Source organism: Thioalkalivibrio sp. ALMg3 (genome assembly GCF_000381225.1).
In the GTDB taxonomy this organism is placed as follows: domain Bacteria; phylum Pseudomonadota; class Gammaproteobacteria; order Ectothiorhodospirales; family Ectothiorhodospiraceae; genus Thioalkalivibrio; species Thioalkalivibrio versutus.
The window spans coordinates 135,534-151,767 of the sequence record NZ_KB906222.1 but is presented as its reverse complement, the minus strand read 5'-3'; the positions used below and the strand labels follow the sequence as shown (position 1 = coordinate 151,767).

Genomic DNA, 16,234 nt, shown 5'->3' with positions numbered 1-16,234 from the left:
ATGTCCCTGAAACGCCCCCGCATGATCCTGATCGACCTGGACGGCACGCTGATTGACAGCGTGCCGGACCTGGCCTTTAGCGTGGATGCGATGATGCGCGAGCTGGGCCTGCCCGAACGCGGCGAGCCGGCCGTGCGCAACTGGGTCGGCAACGGCGTGGAACGGCTGGTTAAGCGTGCGCTGGTCAACGACCTCGACGGCGAGCCGGACGCGGAGCAGTTCGCACGTGCGCTGCCCGTGTTCATGCGTATCTACCAGGAGAACACCGCCGGGCGTTCGCCGCTTTACCCGGGCGTGCGCGAGGGGCTGGACCAGCTCAAGGCCGCGGGCTACCGCCTGGGCTGCGTGACCAACAAGGCCGAGCGCTTCACCGTGCCGCTGCTGCGCGAGAAGGGCATCCTCGACGACTTCGAGATCGTGGTCGCCGGCGATGCCCTGCCGCAGAAGAAGCCGGATCCGGCCCCGCTGCTGCACGCGGCCGACAAGCTCGGCGTGGACCCGTCCGAGGCTTTGATGGTCGGGGACTCCAAGAGCGACGTGAAGGCCGCCCGCGCCGCTGGCTTCCAGATCGTCTGCATGACCTACGGCTACAACCACGGCAAGGATATCCGCGACGAGCACCCGGACGCGGTGCTCGATCGGCTGGACGAGTTGCCGGACCTGCTGCCCGCCCGGGCGGCGTGATCCGTGATGTCGGCAACGGACCGGACAATGGGGCGATGGCGAGACGGCGAATGAACCGCCACGCCATCCATCCCCCTTGTCAGGAACCGTTGTGATGACCCCCGAACAGTTCGATCAGCTGGCCCGCGAGGGCTATAACCGCATCCCGCTGGTGCGCGAGGTCCTGGCGGATCTCGAGACCCCGCTGTCCATCTTCCTCAAGCTGGCCAACCGGCCGTATTCCTACCTGTTCGAGTCCGTGCAGGGCGGGGAGCGCTGGGGGCGGTATTCCTTCATCGGCCTGCCGGCGCGCACCCTGGTGCGCGTGCATGGCCACGACATCACCGTGGAGACCGACGGTGCGGTGGTGGAGCAGACCACCGAGACGGACCCGCTGGCCTGGATCGAGGCCTATCAGGCGCGCTTCAAGGCCGCGGAGCTGCCGGGGCTTCCACGTTTCACCGGTGGCCTGGTCGGCTATTTCGGGTTCGAGACCGTGCGCCTGATCGAGCCGCGCCTGGAGGGGCCGGAGAAGCCGGATGCCCTGGGGTTGCCGGATATCCTGCTGATGGTCTCCGAGGAGGTCGTGGTCTACGACAACCTCTCCGGGCGGCTGTATCTGGTGGTACACGCGGATACGACCCAGGCCGGTGGCCAGGCCGTGGCCGCCGCCCGCCTGGACGAGCTGGAGACCCGCCTGGGCGAGCCGCTGGTACCGCCGGAGGATCCGCCGCATCCACACGCGGTGCCGGAGTATGTGTCCGGCTGGTCGGCCGAGGGCTATCAGGCCGCCGTCAAGCGGGCGCAGGAATACATCATGGACGGCGACGTGATGCAGGTAGTGCTGGCACAGCGCATGAGCGTGCCGTTCTCCGCACCGCCGCTGAACCTCTACCGTGCCCTGCGGGCGCTCAACCCGTCGCCCTACATGTACTACCTCGACCTGGACGATCACCACGTGGTCGGTGCGTCGCCGGAGATCCTGGTGCGCCTGGAGGACGACTGCGTGACGGTGCGTCCGATCGCCGGCACCCGCCCGCGTGGGCGTACCGAGGCGGAAGATCGCGCGCTGGAGGCCGAACTGCTGGCGGATCCAAAGGAGCGTGCCGAGCACCTGATGCTGATCGATCTGGGGCGCAACGACGTCGGCCGGGTCTGCGAGATCGGCTCGGTGGAGGTGACTGACACCATGAGTATCGAGCGCTACTCGCATGTGATGCACATCGTCTCCAACGTGGAGGGGCGGCTGGCCCCGGGCCACTCGCCGATGGATGTCCTGCGCGCGACCTTCCCGGCCGGGACCGTCTCGGGGGCACCGAAGATCCGCGCGTTGGAGATTATCGACGAGCTGGAACCGGTCAAGCGCGGGCCCTACTCCGGTGCGGTGGGGTACCTCTCGTGGTCGGGCAATATGGACACCGCGATCGCGATCCGCACCGCCGTGCTGCACGACGGCGAGTTGCACATCCAGGCCGGGGCCGGTGTAGTCCACGACTCGGTGCCGGAAAACGAGTGGCAGGAGACCCTGAACAAGGGGCGCGCGGTGGTGCGTGCGGCCGAGACTGCCCTGGGCGGTCTGGGGCCCCGGCGCCACCGCGACTGAGGGCCGGTCATGCGGTGCGGTGGCCTTCGCATCCTGTTGCTGGTGGTGCTCGGGCTCTGGCTGTTGCCGGGGCTGGCGGCGGCGCAGATCGTGGTGCTGGTACCCGGGGGCTGGGATCGCGGTGACGGTTTTCGCCAGGCCGGGTTCACCGCGGCCCTGAACGCCGCCGGCTATGCTGATGGCGGGCGTGCCCGTGCAAACGTGGGCGCTGCGCACTTCGAGCGAGCCCCCGACCCCGCCGCACGCCAGTTCTATACCGTGGATCTGCCGACCGCTGTGGCTCCACCGGAACGGGCGCGGGCGCTCGGCCAGGTGGTCGATGGTCTGACCCGGCGCCACCCCGGCCGCGAGCTGGTGCTGGTCGGGCATTCCACCGGCGGGGTCGTGGCGCGCGAGCTGCTGGTGCGTCAGCCGCACCCGGCCATCTCCACCCTGGTGACCTTCTCCGCGCCGCATGCGGGGGGCGGCTGGTCTGCGCTGGCGCGTTCGGTGACGGATGCGCTGGCCGATTCCCCACTGGGGCTGTACGCCCCGTTCGCCGGAATGCAGGGGCTGCACCGGCGCGAGGGGCTGTGGGGGCCGGAGGGCGGCTCGCCGGATGCGACGCACCTGGAGTGGCTGAACACGCGGGAGCATCCGCCCATCCGCTATGTATCGGTGGTGCGGCTGGCGGATCCGTGGGTGGATGCCGCCAGTCAGGACATGAACCGTCTCCCGGCCTTGCGCGGACGGGCGCATACCCTGCCCAGCCCTGGCGGGCACCGGTTGGAGGCCGCCGACGGTACCCTGCTGGTGGCGCTGTTGCTGCCCCGATGAGGGCGCACGGTTTCGCCAGCGCGATTGCGGTTGCGGCGCAACCACTCGGGACCCGGGGTATGCTTGGTTCCTGCCTGGGTGCGCATGACCTCGGTTTCATTCGTCTGCCCGTTTCTTTCGGCCTCCAGGGACGTTCGCCATGATCCTGATGCTCGACAACTACGACTCGTTCACCTTCAACCTGGTCCAGTACCTGGGCGAGCTGGGGGCGGAGGTGGTGGTGCACCGCAATGACTGCATCACCCCGGAACAGATTGCGGAGCTCGACCCCACCGGTATCGTGATCTCCCCCGGCCCCTGTACGCCGAACGAGGCGGGGGTGTCGCTGGAGGTGATCCGGCGTTTTGCCGGCGAGATCCCGATCCTCGGGGTCTGCCTCGGGCACCAGGCGATCGGCCAGGTCTTCGGTGGCCGCGTGGTGCGGGCGCGCGAGATCATGCACGGCAAGACCTCGCCGGTGCATCACACCGGGGCCGGGGTGTTCGCCGGGCTGGAGAATCCGCTGGAGGCCACGCGCTATCACTCGCTGGTGGTCGAGGCCGCAAGCCTCCCGGAATGTCTGGAGGTCACCGCCTGGACCCAGCGCGAAGACGGCTCGCGCGACGAGATCATGGGCCTGCGTCATCGCGAGCTGGATGTCGAGGGCGTGCAGTTTCACCCGGAATCCATCCTGACCCGCCAGGGGCACGAACTGCTCGGCAACTTCCTGAGTCGCCTGCCCCAGCCGGCGTGAAGCGCAGGTCAATAGACACCTTTTCACGCGGCCCTTACTGCTTGTTCTGGACGGCAGGTGGGGTTCGCCTGGCCGCGCCTGCTGGCGGTATTGCGGCTCGCACCGCTCGCGCGGCGGCCTCTCGCGGGTCGTGCCCGACCGGTGTTCACTCTCGATTCCGGCGCGCATGCCTCGCTTGAGGGGCGCCGCCACGGAACGCCGCACGCGGCTGCGCTTCGCCCTGCTGGTAGCGCCGCTGTCCATGCTGGCGCCGTTCTCGCTGGATACCTATCTGCCCTCGTTTCCGGCGATGGCCGAGGCCCTGGCCGTCGATGGTGTGGCGATGCAGGCGACGCTGTCCGCCTATCTGGTCGCGTTCGCCGTTGCCACCCTGATTGCCGGCCCGCTGTCGGATGCCTATGGCCGGCGCCCGGTGGTGTTGTGGGCCCTGCTGGCCTACGTGCTGACCTCGGTGCTGCTGGTGTTCGCGATGGAGTACTGGCAGGTGCTGGCGTTGCGCATGGGACAGGGGCTGGCGGCGGCGGCCGGGGTGGTGGTCGGGCGAGCGCTGATCCGCGATCGCTTTGATCCCACCGACGCGCGGCGGGTGTTCGCGCTGGTCACCATGATGTTCGCGATCGGGCCGGCCGCCGCGCCGATCATCGGCGGCTGGTTGCAGGCGGCGTTTGGCTGGCGTTCGGTGTTCGCCTTCCTGACACTCTACGGCGTCTTCCTGCTGTTGGCGGTGCGCGCCTGGATGCCGGAGACCCTGCCGCCGGTCGGCCGCGTCTCCAGTCACCCGCGTCCGGTCATCCGGGGCTACCTGGGCACGCTGCACAACCCGGCGTTCCTGTTCCCGGTCGCGGTCCATGCGGGGATGTTCGGGGCGATGTTCCTGTTCATTGCCGCGTCCCCGACCATCATCTACGAGCACCTGCAAGGCGGGGAACAGGACTTCTGGTGGTTGTTCGGGCCGCTGGTCGCCGGGCTGGTGGTGGGCGGCTTCGTCGCCGGGCGCGTGGCCGGGGCGGTGAGCCCGCGGCGGGCCGTGGCGATCGGGCTCGGGCTGTCCGGGCTGTCGCTGGCGCTGGTGGGCCTGGCGGTGCTGGCCGACGGCCCGGTGGCTGCGATCACCGGGCCGTTCGCGCTATACAGCTTCGCCCTGGCCACGGCGATGCCGTCGCTGACCCTGCTGGCGCTGGACTGTTACCCGGGCGCGCGCGGCATGGCCGCGGCCATGCAGGCCTTCGTGCAACTGGGCTTCAGTGCGTTGCTGGCGCTGTTCCTGGTCGACTGGCTGGACGAGGCCATGGGCCACCTGGTCCTCGCCGCGCTGCTGATCTGGGCCCTGGCACTGGTCGCCTGGCTGGTCGCGCCGGGCGGTGGTCGTGCGGGCACCGCGCGGACGTTACACTAGCCGCTTCGAATTTCCGCAGGAGCAAGCCCGTGACCGTGCAGCAAGCGATAGCGGCCCTCATCGAGCGCCGCGACTTGGACGAGGCGACCATGACCGCCGTGATGCAGGCGGTGATGACCGGCGAGGCCACGGATGCCCAGATCGGCGCGTTCCTGGTGGCCCTGCGCATGAAGGGCGAGACCATCGAGGAGATCCGCGCGGCTGCCGGCGTGATGCGCTCGCTGGCCACGCGCGTGGATGTGCCGCGTACCGGGCTGGTGGATACCTGCGGAACCGGCGGCGATGCCTCGGGCACCTTCAATATCTCCACCGCCGCGGCGCTGGTGGCGGCGGCGGGCGGCGTGCGGGTCGCCAAGCACGGCAATCGCTCGGTGTCGTCGAAATCCGGCAGTGCCGACGTGCTGGAATCGCTGGGGATCTCGCTAGGCCTGTCGCCGGCAGCGGTGGGGACCTGCATCGACGAGGTCGGTGTTGGCTTCCTGTTCGCTCCCGCCCACCACGGCGCGATGAAGCACGCGATCGGTCCGCGCAAGGAACTTGGCGTGCGTACGCTGTTCAATGTGCTGGGGCCGCTGACCAACCCCGCCGGGGCGCCGAATCAGGTGCTCGGCGTGTTTTCCCAGGATTGGGTGCGCCCGCTGGCCGAGGCCCTGAAGGGGCTCGGTAGCGAGCACGTCCTGGTGGTGCATGCCGAGGATGGTCTGGACGAGATCAGCATCGCCTCGCCGACCCGGGTGGCGGAGCTGCAGGATGGCGAGATCCGCGAATACACCATCCGTCCGGAGGATTTCGGGCTGACCACCACGGCGCTGGATGCGGTGCGGGTCGACAGCGTGGAGGCCTCGGCCAGCATGCTGCGCGGCGTGCTGGACGGACAGGCGGGTGCGGCACGCGACATCGTGCTGCTGAATGCCGGGGCGGCGATCTACGCCGGTGGCGGGGCGGACACACTCCCAGCGGGGATCAAGGCCGCCGCCCGGGCGATCGATTCCGGCGCGGCGCGCGAACGGCTGGAGCGCCTGCAAGCGACCAGCGCAAGACTGGCAAACAAGGAAGCACAATGAGTGAAGGCAACGCAGTACCCGACATCCTGCAGCGCATCCTGGAGCGCAAGCGCGAGGAGCTGAAGGAACGCGAGGTGTACTGGCCACTGCGCGAGTTGCGCGGCTGGATGGGGTCCGCCCCGGCGCCGCGTGGTTTTCGCGCGGCCCTGCAGCGCGATATCGACGCCGGGCGCCCTGCGGTGATCGCGGAGATCAAGAAGGCCAGCCCGAGCCAGGGCCAGATCAGCCCGAACTTCAACCCCGAGGCGTTTGCGCGCAGCTACGAGGAGCATGGTGCGACCTGTCTGTCGGTGCTGACCGACGTGGACTTCTTCAAGGGACGCGACGGCGACCTGCGCGACGCGCGTGTGGCCTGCACGATCCCGATCCTGCGCAAGGATTTCGTGATTGATCTCTACCAGGTCTACGAGGCGCGGGTGCTGGGTGCGGATTGCGTGCTGCTGATCGCGGCGGCGCTGGATGACACGGCGCTGCACGAGCTCTTCTTCCTGACCCGCGAGCTGGGCATGGATGCCCTGGTGGAGGTACATGACGCCGAGGAGCTGGAGCGGGCCAAGCGCATCGGGGCCGACCTGATCGGCATCAACAACCGCGACCTGCACAGCTTCGAGACGCGGCTGGAGACGACGCTGGAGTTGAAGGATCAGGTGCCGGAGGAGGCCCTGCTGGTGACCGAAAGCGGCATCCACACGCGCGAGGATGTCGCGCGCATGCAGGCGGCCGGGGTGAATGCCTTTCTGGTGGGAGAGGCCTTCATGCGCACCGAGGACCCGGGCGCGGCCCTGGGCCGGCTGTTCCGCGGCGAATAACGGCCCCGCGGGCCCGACCCGGGCGGGCTCGTGTCAGCGGGTGCCGAACACCACGATGGTCTTGCCGTGGGCGGTGATCAGGCCGCGTTCTTCCAGATCCTTCAGCACGCGTCCGGCCATCTCGCGCGAGCAACCCACGATACGCGCGATCTCCTGCCGGGTGATGCGCAGCTGCATGCCGTCGGGGTGAGTCATCGCGTCGGGCTGCTGGGCCAGGTCCAGCAGGGTGTGGGCGATGCGGCCGGTGACATCCACGAACGCGAGGTCCATCACCTTGCGCGAGGTCTGACGCAGGCGGGCCGCGATCTGGCTGGTGAGCAGCATCAGGATCTCGGGGTCGCGCTGGGCGATCTCGCGGAACTGGGTGTAGGGAATCTCCGCGGTCTCGGTGTCCTCGCGGGTGGTGACCGTCGCGCTGCGCGGGTCGTCCTCGAACATGCCCAGCTCGCCGAAAAACTCGCCCTTGTTCAGGTAGGCAAGTACCAGCTCATGTCCGTTGTTCTCGCCCAGTACCGAGACCGAACCACTGACCACGTAATACAGTGTGTCGGGTACGGTGCCCGAGTGAATGATCGTGGTGCGCTTGCGGTACTGGCGCCGGTGGCAGTAGCCGAGGAAACGCTCCAGCGCGGGCGATGGCTGCGCCGGGCGGTAAATGAACGGGTTGTTCAAGGCTTCCATGGTCACGTCCGATATCAGCTTCCTGAGGATGAGCGCCAGTGTAATGCAGCATCCGTGCCCTGCACCCCGGGGTAACTGGCACCGTTCACAAAATCTGCCGGCAGGGCCCTGTTTTGTGCAGCAGGTCCGCCCTGAGTAGAGTTCTACCCGAGTATAGGCGTGGATTTCTCCATCCAACAGTGTGAAAGGACAAGCCCGATGCAGGTGAAAGTGAAATGGCTGGATCAGGTGGCCTTTGTCGGCGAGACCGACAGCGGCCACGCGGTGGTGATGGACGGGGCGCCGGATGCTGGCGGGCGCAACCTGGGCGCACGCCCGATGGAGATGCTGCTGTTGGGGATGGGCGGTTGTACCAGCTTCGATGTGATTGCGATGCTGAAGAAGGCGCGCCAGCAGGTGCTGGACTGCGAGGTGACCGTGGAGGGCACGCGGGCGGAGACCGTGCCCAAGGTCTTTACCGACATCCATGTGCATTTTCGCGTGTACGGCCACGCGTTGTCGGAGAAGCAGGTCGGGCGTGCGGTGGGGCTCTCGGCCGAGAAGTACTGCTCGGCCTCGCTGATGCTGGGGGCCTCGGCGAAGGTGACCCATGACTTCGAGATCATCGAGGGGCCGGCGCCGCGCTGAAGCCGCGTCTCCCTGGGCCCGTCCTTGGACTTGCGGGCCGGGGCGTCTACAATTCGCCGCTCGCTGCGGCCCGGGCCAAGAGGACACGCCATGCCTCGTCACAAGAAGCAGATCAAGCTCCACGGTTTCAATAACCTGACCAAGAGCTTGAGCTTCAATATTTACGATATCTGCTATGCCTCGGGTGACCGGCATCGCGATGAATACATCGCGTACATCGACGAGGCGTACAACGCCCAGCGTCTGACGCAGATCCTGTCCGATGTGGCCCACCTGATCGGGGCCAACATCCTCGATATCTCCCGCCAGGACTACGATCCGCAGGGCGCGTCGGTGACCATGCTGATCTCGGAAGAGCCGGTGGCCACCGAAAAGATCGGCTACACCGAAGGCCCCGGCCCGCTGCCGGAGACCGTGGTCGGCCACCTGGACAAGAGCCACATCACGGTGCACACCTACCCGGAGGCGCACCCGGAGGGCGGGATCGCGACCTTCCGCGCGGATATCGACGTGTCCACTTGCGGGCGTATCTCGCCACTGCGCGCCCTGAACTACCTGATCCACAGCTTCGAGTCCGACATCGTGATCATGGACTACCGCGTGCGCGGCTTCACCCGCGACGTGCGTGGCAAGAAGCACTTCATCGATCACAAGATCAACTCCATCCAGGACTTCCTGTCGCGTGACACCCAGGAGAAGTACCAGATGGTGGATGTGAACGTGTACCAGGAGTACCTGTTCCACACCAAGATGGTGCTGAAGGACTTCGACCTGGACAGCTACCTGTTCGGGCTGGGCAAGGATGATTACTCGGCCAAGGAGGCCAAGCGCATCTCCAAGCTGCTCAAGCACGAGATGATGGAGATCTTCTACGGCAAGAACATGAGCAGTCCGGGCTGAGGCCGTGCTCGCCGCGTGTTGCACGCGGCGATGATCTTCGGGCGTCCCGTGTTGCGGGTCAGATCCAGTAGGCGGTGCGCGTCATCACGCTGGACGTCAGCGGCATCAGGAGGTTGCGCACCGGCCACGGGGGCGCCTTGCCGCCCAGTGCCATCGCGTGCGCGCCGTGTTCCACCTCGTCCTGCTTCATCTGCGCCAGGATGCGCGCGGAGACCTCGTCGTGCGCCGGAAGGCGCTCCAGGTGGCGGTCCAGGTGGCGTTCCACCTGGCGCTCGGTCTCGTCGATAAAGCCCAGGCTGTAGGCATCGCCGGTCAGGCCGGCGAGCGCGCCCATCCCGAACGAACCCATGTACCAGAACGGCCCCAGCAGGCTGGTGCGGCCGCCCAGGTCGTGTACCCGGCGGGCGCACCAGTGCAGGTGATCGCCCTCCTCGCGCGAGGCCTGGTCCAGGTGGCCGCGGATCTCCGGGTTGCGGGCGGTCAGCATCTGGCCCTGGTACAGCCCCTGCGCCGCGACCTCGCCGGCATGATTGACCCGCATCAGGCGGGCGGACAGGTCGCGTTCGTGATCCTCCAGGTGCGGCCCGATGTCGTCCCCACCCGGGGATGGCCGGCCGGTGGAGCGGGCCTGTCCGGAGACGACCTTCACGAAGGCGTCGGCCTGGTTGATCAGGTGGTCCAGCGGGGAAAGTCGGCGCATGGTTCCGGTCCGGTTGGGGCGTCGTGGTGTACCCCTCAAGGGTACCGCAAGCGCGGGCAGGGATCAGCGCCCGGCGGAGTGGTGGGTGTGGTTTTTCAGACGCCGTGCCAGAAAGCGGGCGGGCGACAGGATCTCCGGCAGGCCCGATTGTTCGCTGGCCAGCGCCCGCAGGTGCACGCTGCAACCGACATTGGGGCTGATGATCACGTCCGGCGCATCGGCGGTCAGGACCTTCAGGGTCTCGGTGCCCAGGTCGTCGGCCATGGCTGCCTGCGTCAGCATCGCGGTGCCGCCGGCGCCGCAACAGTTCGGCGCGTCGGCGACCGGCGCCAGCGTGACCCCAGGCAGGCGTGCCAGGAGCGCGGGCAGCTCGTGGGCCTCGCGGGTGACGTTGCGCAGGGTGCAGGGCCGATGCAGCGCGATGCGTATCGGTGTGGCGTCCCAGATATCTCCGTTGGTGTTGGTGTCCAGCCACTGCGCCAGAAACCGGGTGAGGCTCTGGCTGCGTGCCGACACAGTGCCCTCGGGGTATTCGCGCAGCGTGGCCTCGCAACCGCTGTCCAGCGCGATCACCGGCACCTCGCGGGTGCCGAAGGCTTTGCCATTCCGCGCCTGCAGCGCCTGCGCCGCCGCGCGGTGGCCGGTGTGCTGGTCCAGCGCTCCGCAGCAAACCTGGCCCTGCGGGATGGCGATGCGCACGCCGAGGGCGTCGAGGACCTCCAGCGCGGCCTCCAGGTCGGGTCCGGTGAAGAAGCGGTCCATGCAGCCGGTAAACAGCAAGGCGTCGGCCGTTTCCGGGGTCGCGGTCGCTCGCAGCCGGGGGGCGGGTGCCAGGGAGTCGCGGGTGTGGGCGAGACTGCGTTCCCAGCCGCCGCGCGGCAGCAGGCGGTCTACACCCAGGCGGGCGCCAGTGCGCGCCGCCAGCCCCCCGAGGCTGCGCAGGCTCGGATGTAGCAGGGCCTGGTGCTGTAGCGCCTGGCGCCAGCGCTCCCCGCGCGACGGCGTGGTGGGGTGTTCGGTCAGGATCTCGCGGGCGCGGTCCATCAGTGCCCCGAAGGGCACGCGTGCCGGGCACACCGTCTCGCAGGAGCGACAACCCAGGCAGCCTTCCAGATGGCTGCGCAGGCGTTCGGATTCCGGCTCCAGCCGGCCCTGGGCCAGGCCCTGCATCAGGGTCAGCCGCCCGCGCGGGGAGTCGCCCTCGACCCCGTGCCAGCCGTAGGTCGGACAGTGCGGCAGGCACAGCCCGCAGTGCACGCACTGGTCCGCGGCGGAAAGTCCCCGGAATCTCAGGGGCTGGTCCGATGCGCCGAGCGGCTTTGCTAGGGTCTTGCCCTCATTCGATTCCGGGAGGTCTCCCATGCTCGTGCGTTCGTTCCGGCCCGTCGGGTCTGCGTTTGCCTCGCTCATCCTGCTGAGCATACCAGTCTCGCAGGCCCTGGCCTGGGAGGCCGAGGGCTGGCAATCGACGATCGAGCTCGGGGCCTCCAAGACCACCGGGAACACCGAGTCCACCACGGCCACGGGCCGTTTCCGCGCCGAGCACACCACCATTGACTGGCGCAATCGCATCCGCCTGGACGCGTACTTTCACGAGGAAGACGACGAAACCACCGGCGAGCGCTACATCGCCGGTTATCAGGCGGACCGCAAGCTGGGCGAGCACGACTATTTGTTCGGGGCGCTGCGCTACGAGCGTGACCGTTTTAGCAACTATGACTACCAGGGTTCGGCCACGGCTGGTTATGGTCGTCGCCTGATCGACGGCGAGCGGGTGCAGCTGGACGGCGAGATCGGTGCCGGTATGCGCCAGGTGCGCATCCGCACGACCGGGGAGACCGACAGCGAACCGGTCGGCCGCCTGGCCGGCAACTTCCGCTGGGAGATCAGCGAAAGCGCCCGCCTCACCGACGAGTTGCTGATCCTGACCGGTAGCGACAACACCGAGATCGAGAACATCCTCGCCCTGACCGCGGATGTCACCAGCCGGATGTCCCTGCGTACCAGCTTCACCGTGAAGCACAACACCGACGTCGAGCCCGGCGTGGAGAATACCGACACCATCACGGACGTGAGCCTGGTCTACCGCTTCCGCTGAATGCACGGACAGCGCACGCTGCCACCCGCCGTTTTGCCGGTGGCAGCGTTATCATGAGCCGCAGGGATCACCGGAGACTTCCATGGGCTACTACCAGCGCCATATCTTTTTCTGCACCAACTGCCGCGAGGACGGCAACTGTTGCGAGGACCACGGGGCGACCGAGATGCGCGCCTATGCCAAGAACCAGGCCAAGGCCATGGGCATCCACGGCAAGGGCCAGGTGCGGGTGAACACCGCCGGCTGCCTGGACCGCTGCAACGAGGGACCGGTCGCGGTCGTCTATCCGGAGGGCGTCTGGTACACCTACCAGGACGAACGCGACATCGACGAGATCCTGGAAGAGCACCTCAAGAACGGCCGCGTGGTCGAGCGCCTGCAGATCTGAACCCCGCCGGGCGCCGCGCTGGCTTGACTTTATGCGCCGGCCTCCGGAGAATTCGCAGCCCGCGTGGCTACGTAGCTCAGCTGGTTAGAGCACATCACTCATAATGATGGGGTCCCCTGTTCGAATCAGGGCGTAGCCACCACCGAATTCTCCAAAAGGGCTGCCTTCCGGCAGCCCTTTTTGGTGTTGGGCGCTGCTACCGGTTTTGGCTTTGCGTATCCTGGCAGTGACGAAGGCGTGGGCAAGGGGGCGGTATGCGCAGCAAGCGGACGATTCTGGCGGGGCTTGGGCTGCTGGTCGCAATGGCGGCAAGTGGGGCCACGGTCGCGGATGATGGGCGCCCGGCAGGGTTTGTTGCGGCGGGTGACGTGGTAACGGACCTGGTCGAGGAGATCCGGTACTTTGGCGACGACAACTTCGTGGGCGAACGGATCGATGGTTACGAGTCCCCCGTTTGCATCCTGACGTCCCCGGCCGCCCATGCCCTCGCCCGGGTGCAGGAACGTCTCGCGGCGTTCGGGCTTGGTCTCAAGGTATTCGACTGCTATCGGCCCGCGCGGGCCGTCGCGCACTTCGTGCGCTGGGCTGAGGACCTCGGCGATACCCGCATGCAGGCACGGTATTACCCGGAAGTTGCCAAGGACGAGTTGTTCGAGCATGGCTATATCGCGGCCCGGTCGAGTCACTCGCGTGGCTCGACGGTCGATCTGACCTTGATTGATCGCGATTCCGGCGAGGCGCTGGAGATGGGCACCGGATTTGACCGGTTCAGTCCGCGCTCCTGGCCCGGGGATGACGGTGTTTCCGCACAGCAGCGGGCCAACCGCATGCTTCTGCAGCGGCTGATGGTAGAGGCGGGCTTCGAGCCCTACGAGCAGGAGTGGTGGCATTTCACCCTGGCGGACGAGCCCTTTCCGGATCACTATTTCGATTTTGTGGTCGGCCGGGGCCAATAGGCGCGCCGGAGGGCTTTATTGCCGCCTGTTCGGGGCTCGGCTAGACTGCGCGCCGGCCGGCCCGGCTCACTGGGACCAACCTCGGATGAACGCCATGAAACGTTACGGAATCCGCATTCGCCTGCCGGAAGGCAGCACCCTTTCCATGCCGCACCTGCTGGGGGCGGACTGGGAATCCTATCGCTGGTATGACAGTGCGCTGGAGCGTGACAAGGCGCTGGCGGACATGCAGCGCGACCTCCCGAATTACCGCAAGGGCGATCACGTCGCCCAGGTCCTCGAGCGCGTCGAACGCGACGCCTGAGCCGGATTCGAATCCGTCGCGAACAGCGGCGGGATCAGAGCGTCAGCGGCTCCATCAGGTAGCACAGGCAGTCCTGGGCGATCACGCGGGTGTCCAGCGTGAGCATGGACGGCATCGCCTGGCGCTTCAGGCGGATCTCCTGACCGGCCCGCTCCAGATATTCCCCGGTCACCTCCGAACCGTCCTCGGCGATCGCGATCAGCGGGTCCTGGGCGTCCGCGTGCACATTCACCAGGCGCGAGCCGGCGGGCAGTAGCTGGAAATTCAGGCCGTCCAGGTCGGGTTCCAGGCGGACGTCGTGCTGCGCGTCCAGTCCGACCTGTAGTCCGGGGCGCACCCGTACCTGGGCCACGGTGTGGAAGATCTCGATGGCGCCCGTCCGCGGCGGCTCCTGGGCGAAGTGGTCCAGGTGCAGCACTGCATCGATCATCTCGCGCGCGTGGTCCACGCCGGCCGCGTCCTCGGGGTGGCCGCATTCCACTGTGACGGCCGGTGCGATACGCGCCAGTGCCATGGAGGCGACCCCGCGCGGCCGGGTGAAGTAGACCACCGTGCGTCCGAACAGCGCGGCCAGATTGAGAAACGGCGCCTCCAGACGGTTGATGCAGGCGTAATGGGGATTGCGCCCGGTGTTGTTGTGCAGGTCGATTGCGGCGAACAGGCCGCGTCCTTCCAGGCGCCGGCAGAGTTCGGCGAAGACGTCGGCCTCGCGAGAGCCGCCCTGCTCGGTCCCCGGCCAGATGCGGTTGAAGTCCGGCTGGTCGTCCAGGTGGCGCTGGTTGAGCGCTGCGGCCTGCGGGTTGCCCACGACCAGGGTCAGCGCGCGCGGCAGCGGGCGCCCGGTGTAGTGGCGCAGGAGTTGCTGCACCGCGTGCAGGCCCACCGGCTCGTTTCCGTGCAGCAGAAGGACCACGGCCACCGCAGGCTCGCGCTGGCCTTCCAGGTGGATCAGCGCCGGCCCGGGCACGTACTGGTGCAGGGTGGCGGGCGTGGCCTCGAGGAAGCCGTCGGGTAGTTCGAAGTATTCGTTGATCGAGAGAGTCACGGGTTTCCTCAAAGTCCCCAGGTGTGAACCGGCGCGCCGGTGTTCTGCCAGCCGCGGTAGGCGTGGACCAGGCCCGGCCAGTCGCGGCCGTGGCGCGCGACCCAGTCGCGTTGCCAGTGCGTGCCGGTCTGGCGGCTGGCGACGCGCGCAGCGATGATGCCAAGCAGGTTGTCGCGTTCGCTGCGGTCGATGCCCAGGCGCTCCAGACCCTCGGCCGCCCGGGGGAGCAGCTCCCGCGTGATCAGGCGTGGCGCCGGGACGGGGTCGCGATGGCCCCAGCGCAGGCGAGCATCCAGCCCGTAGCGGGCGGCATTGTAGAAGTTGTCGCGGGCCTCAGAAAACGGGGTCTCCAGCGTTCCGTTGGGCGATTCGGCCACCAGGTACTCGATCAGGCCCAGGGTGAAGGCGGTGTTGGCCAGCATGTCGATCAGCGACGGGCCGGCCGGGAGGCAGCGAAACTCCAGGCGCAGGCTGCGTCGGCCATCCGCGTCGCAGCCGACGATCGGCCGGTTCCAGCGCCAGATCGTGCCGTTGTGGAAGGCGAGGTGGGCCAGTTGATCGGCCGGCTCGTCGAGGGCTACCGGCAACAACACCGGGAAGTGCTCGAGGTTTTCGGTGAACAACTCGCCGATGGATGCGTGCAGATAGCCGGTGCCGAAGGTCACGCGGCGGATCGGGCCACGCGCCGAGTTGGCGAACCCGCCGACCTCCACCGACTGCTCGAACAACGGGATGCGGCTCTCGGCCCACAGGTCGTGGCCGAAGATGTAGGGCGTATTGCCGGCGGCGGCCAGCACCGGTGCCGCGGCGACCAGAGAGGCGTTGTAGGCGCGGTGGGCGACCTCGGGGCGGGTCTCGATATGCACCTGGAAGGAGGTCGCCGCGGCCTCCAGCATCACGTCCGCGTGGCGGTGCTGCAGGTGCTCGTGACCGACGATATCCACCTGCAGCGGGCGCTGGGCGCGTTGTTCCAGGATCGCGCTGTTCAGGGCCCGGTAGCGGGCCTGCTGCGACATGTGGTGGATCCCGAGGTCGTCCGGTTCCAGGGTGGGCAGGCTGCCGGCCATCAGCAGTTCCGCCCCGGCGTGGCGGGCGGCCCGGCGCGCGCGGCGCAGGGTCTCGTTCAATTCGTCGAGGATTGCGCTGAAGCAGCCGGGACCGGCGCGGAAGACGCCGCTGTTCAGTTCGACATTGAACTGCGCCAGTTCAAGGGTGGCCAGCGGGCTGTCCATCGCGGCGAGGAAGGCGTCATTGACCGGTAGCGGTCGCCCCTGGGTGTCGCATAGCCAGGCTTCGATCTCGAAGCCCAGCCGCGGGGGTGGGGCGGGGTCCTCGGGCGGTTGCGTGCGCAGCCAGTCCAGCAGCTGGGCCGTCTCGTCCGCGAGGGCCTGGTGGAAGCGGTCAAAGTCCGCCGCGCCGAAGTGCTCCTCGCGGATCTCGCGGCCCAAGGC

General features: G+C 68.0%; 18 protein-coding genes and 1 tRNA gene. 14 read left to right on the top strand and 5 right to left on the bottom strand.

Annotated elements, in window-relative coordinates; all coding sequences use genetic code 11:
• The 7 genes from F622_RS0106250 to trpC all read left to right on the top strand — a co-directional run bounded on the left by F622_RS0106250 (position 1) and on the right by trpC (position 7,084).
• Positions 1-684 carry a phosphoglycolate phosphatase gene (locus F622_RS0106250; RefSeq protein WP_019571531.1) on the top strand — a complete coding sequence of 228 codons (684 nt, stop codon included), beginning with the start codon at positions 1-3 and terminating at the stop codon, positions 682-684.
• 94 nt (positions 685-778) lie between these two features.
• Positions 779-2,266: an anthranilate synthase component I gene (gene trpE / locus F622_RS0106245; protein WP_019571530.1), complete on the top strand. Its 1,488-nt coding sequence runs from the start codon at positions 779-781 to the stop codon at positions 2,264-2,266.
• A 9-nt stretch (positions 2,267-2,275) separates the two neighbouring features.
• On the top strand, positions 2,276-3,082 hold the full coding sequence (locus F622_RS0106240) for a triacylglycerol lipase (RefSeq protein ID WP_018952355.1): 807 nt from the start codon (positions 2,276-2,278) through the stop codon (positions 3,080-3,082).
• A 139-nt stretch (positions 3,083-3,221) separates the two neighbouring features.
• A complete protein-coding gene (locus F622_RS0106235; protein WP_019571529.1) occupies positions 3,222-3,815 on the top strand; it encodes an aminodeoxychorismate/anthranilate synthase component II in 594 nt (197 codons plus the stop codon).
• A 166-nt stretch (positions 3,816-3,981) separates the two neighbouring features.
• Positions 3,982-5,211, top strand: coding sequence for a multidrug effflux MFS transporter (locus F622_RS0106230; protein WP_019571528.1), 1,230 nt, complete (start codon positions 3,982-3,984; stop codon positions 5,209-5,211).
• 29 nt (positions 5,212-5,240) lie between these two features.
• Positions 5,241-6,275, top strand: coding sequence for an anthranilate phosphoribosyltransferase (gene trpD / locus F622_RS0106225; protein WP_018168961.1), 1,035 nt, complete (start codon positions 5,241-5,243; stop codon positions 6,273-6,275).
• Positions 6,272-7,084: an indole-3-glycerol phosphate synthase TrpC gene (trpC, locus tag F622_RS0106220; protein ID WP_018145158.1), complete on the top strand. Its 813-nt coding sequence runs from the start codon at positions 6,272-6,274 to the stop codon at positions 7,082-7,084. Before trpD ends, trpC begins: the two co-directional genes overlap by 4 nt.
• Before the next feature lie 33 nt (positions 7,085-7,117).
• Here trpC and crp read toward each other — a convergent pair whose 3' ends face one another.
• Positions 7,118-7,765, bottom strand: a complete 648-nt coding sequence (gene crp, locus F622_RS0106215; RefSeq protein ID WP_018145159.1) for a cAMP-activated global transcriptional regulator CRP — start codon at positions 7,763-7,765, stop codon at positions 7,118-7,120.
• A gap of 198 nt (positions 7,766-7,963) precedes the next feature.
• Between crp and F622_RS0106210 the strand changes: the two genes are divergently transcribed.
• Together F622_RS0106210 and speD are read left to right on the top strand one after the other, a co-directional pair.
• Entirely contained in the window at positions 7,964-8,392 is a 429-nt protein-coding gene (locus F622_RS0106210) for an OsmC family protein (RefSeq protein ID WP_018168962.1), read from the top strand.
• A 90-nt stretch (positions 8,393-8,482) separates the two neighbouring features.
• On the top strand, positions 8,483-9,292 hold the full coding sequence (gene speD / locus F622_RS0106205) for an adenosylmethionine decarboxylase (RefSeq protein ID WP_018937368.1): 810 nt from the start codon (positions 8,483-8,485) through the stop codon (positions 9,290-9,292).
• Between the two features lie 58 nt (positions 9,293-9,350).
• On the opposite strand, the gene coq7 is transcribed toward speD, so the two are convergent.
• A complete protein-coding gene (gene coq7, locus F622_RS0106200; protein WP_018937367.1) occupies positions 9,351-9,992 on the bottom strand; it encodes a 2-polyprenyl-3-methyl-6-methoxy-1,4-benzoquinone monooxygenase in 642 nt (213 codons plus the stop codon).
• Positions 9,993-10,055: 63 nt separating this feature from the next.
• Positions 10,056-11,249 carry a (Fe-S)-binding protein gene (locus F622_RS0106195; protein ID WP_196799427.1) on the bottom strand — a complete coding sequence of 398 codons (1,194 nt, stop codon included), beginning with the start codon at positions 11,247-11,249 and terminating at the stop codon, positions 10,056-10,058.
• 103 nt (positions 11,250-11,352) lie between these two features.
• On the opposite strand from F622_RS0106195, the gene F622_RS0106190 reads away from it, so the two are divergent.
• From F622_RS0106190 to F622_RS0106170, 5 genes are all read left to right on the top strand, one after another.
• Positions 11,353-12,090, top strand: coding sequence for a YdiY family protein (locus tag F622_RS0106190; protein WP_018948109.1), 738 nt, complete (start codon positions 11,353-11,355; stop codon positions 12,088-12,090).
• An 82-nt stretch (positions 12,091-12,172) separates the two neighbouring features.
• Entirely contained in the window at positions 12,173-12,478 is a 306-nt protein-coding gene (locus F622_RS0106185) for a ferredoxin (protein WP_018168966.1), read from the top strand.
• A 65-nt stretch (positions 12,479-12,543) separates the two neighbouring features.
• Positions 12,544-12,620, top strand: a tRNA-Met gene (locus F622_RS0106180).
• A gap of 112 nt (positions 12,621-12,732) precedes the next feature.
• Complete coding sequence (locus F622_RS0106175) at positions 12,733-13,434, top strand: M15 family metallopeptidase (RefSeq protein WP_019567590.1); 702 nt, start codon at positions 12,733-12,735, stop codon at positions 13,432-13,434.
• A gap of 94 nt (positions 13,435-13,528) precedes the next feature.
• Complete coding sequence (locus F622_RS0106170) at positions 13,529-13,738, top strand: hypothetical protein (protein ID WP_018168968.1); 210 nt, start codon at positions 13,529-13,531, stop codon at positions 13,736-13,738.
• Between the two features lie 34 nt (positions 13,739-13,772).
• Here F622_RS0106170 and F622_RS0106165 read toward each other — a convergent pair whose 3' ends face one another.
• Entirely contained in the window at positions 13,773-14,783 is a 1,011-nt protein-coding gene (locus F622_RS0106165; protein ID WP_018951674.1) for a M14 family metallopeptidase, read from the bottom strand.
• Positions 14,784-14,791: 8 nt separating this feature from the next.
• Positions 14,792-16,231 carry a glutamate-cysteine ligase family protein gene (locus tag F622_RS0106160; protein ID WP_018948106.1) on the bottom strand — a complete coding sequence of 480 codons (1,440 nt, stop codon included), beginning with the start codon at positions 16,229-16,231 and terminating at the stop codon, positions 14,792-14,794.
• Positions 16,232-16,234 lie beyond the last annotated feature (3 nt).

Coding starts and splice junctions, on each gene's coding strand:
- F622_RS0106250 (WP_019571531.1), top strand. CDS start 1: ATGTCCCTGAAACGCCCCCGCATGATCCTGATCGACCTGGACGGCACG.
- trpE (WP_019571530.1), top strand. CDS start 779: ATGACCCCCGAACAGTTCGATCAGCTGGCCCGCGAGGGCTATAACCGC.
- F622_RS0106240 (WP_018952355.1), top strand. CDS start 2,276: ATGCGGTGCGGTGGCCTTCGCATCCTGTTGCTGGTGGTGCTCGGGCTC.
- F622_RS0106235 (WP_019571529.1), top strand. CDS start 3,222: ATGATCCTGATGCTCGACAACTACGACTCGTTCACCTTCAACCTGGTC.
- F622_RS0106230 (WP_019571528.1), top strand. CDS start 3,982: ATGCCTCGCTTGAGGGGCGCCGCCACGGAACGCCGCACGCGGCTGCGC.
- trpC (WP_018145158.1), top strand. CDS start 6,272: ATGAGTGAAGGCAACGCAGTACCCGACATCCTGCAGCGCATCCTGGAG.
- crp (WP_018145159.1), bottom strand. CDS start 7,765: ATGGAAGCCTTGAACAACCCGTTCATTTACCGCCCGGCGCAGCCATCG.
- F622_RS0106210 (WP_018168962.1), top strand. CDS start 7,964: ATGCAGGTGAAAGTGAAATGGCTGGATCAGGTGGCCTTTGTCGGCGAG.
- speD (WP_018937368.1), top strand. CDS start 8,483: ATGCCTCGTCACAAGAAGCAGATCAAGCTCCACGGTTTCAATAACCTG.
- coq7 (WP_018937367.1), bottom strand. CDS start 9,992: ATGCGCCGACTTTCCCCGCTGGACCACCTGATCAACCAGGCCGACGCC.
- F622_RS0106190 (WP_018948109.1), top strand. CDS start 11,353: ATGCTCGTGCGTTCGTTCCGGCCCGTCGGGTCTGCGTTTGCCTCGCTC.
- F622_RS0106185 (WP_018168966.1), top strand. CDS start 12,173: ATGGGCTACTACCAGCGCCATATCTTTTTCTGCACCAACTGCCGCGAG.
- F622_RS0106175 (WP_019567590.1), top strand. CDS start 12,733: ATGCGCAGCAAGCGGACGATTCTGGCGGGGCTTGGGCTGCTGGTCGCA.
- F622_RS0106170 (WP_018168968.1), top strand. CDS start 13,529: ATGAAACGTTACGGAATCCGCATTCGCCTGCCGGAAGGCAGCACCCTT.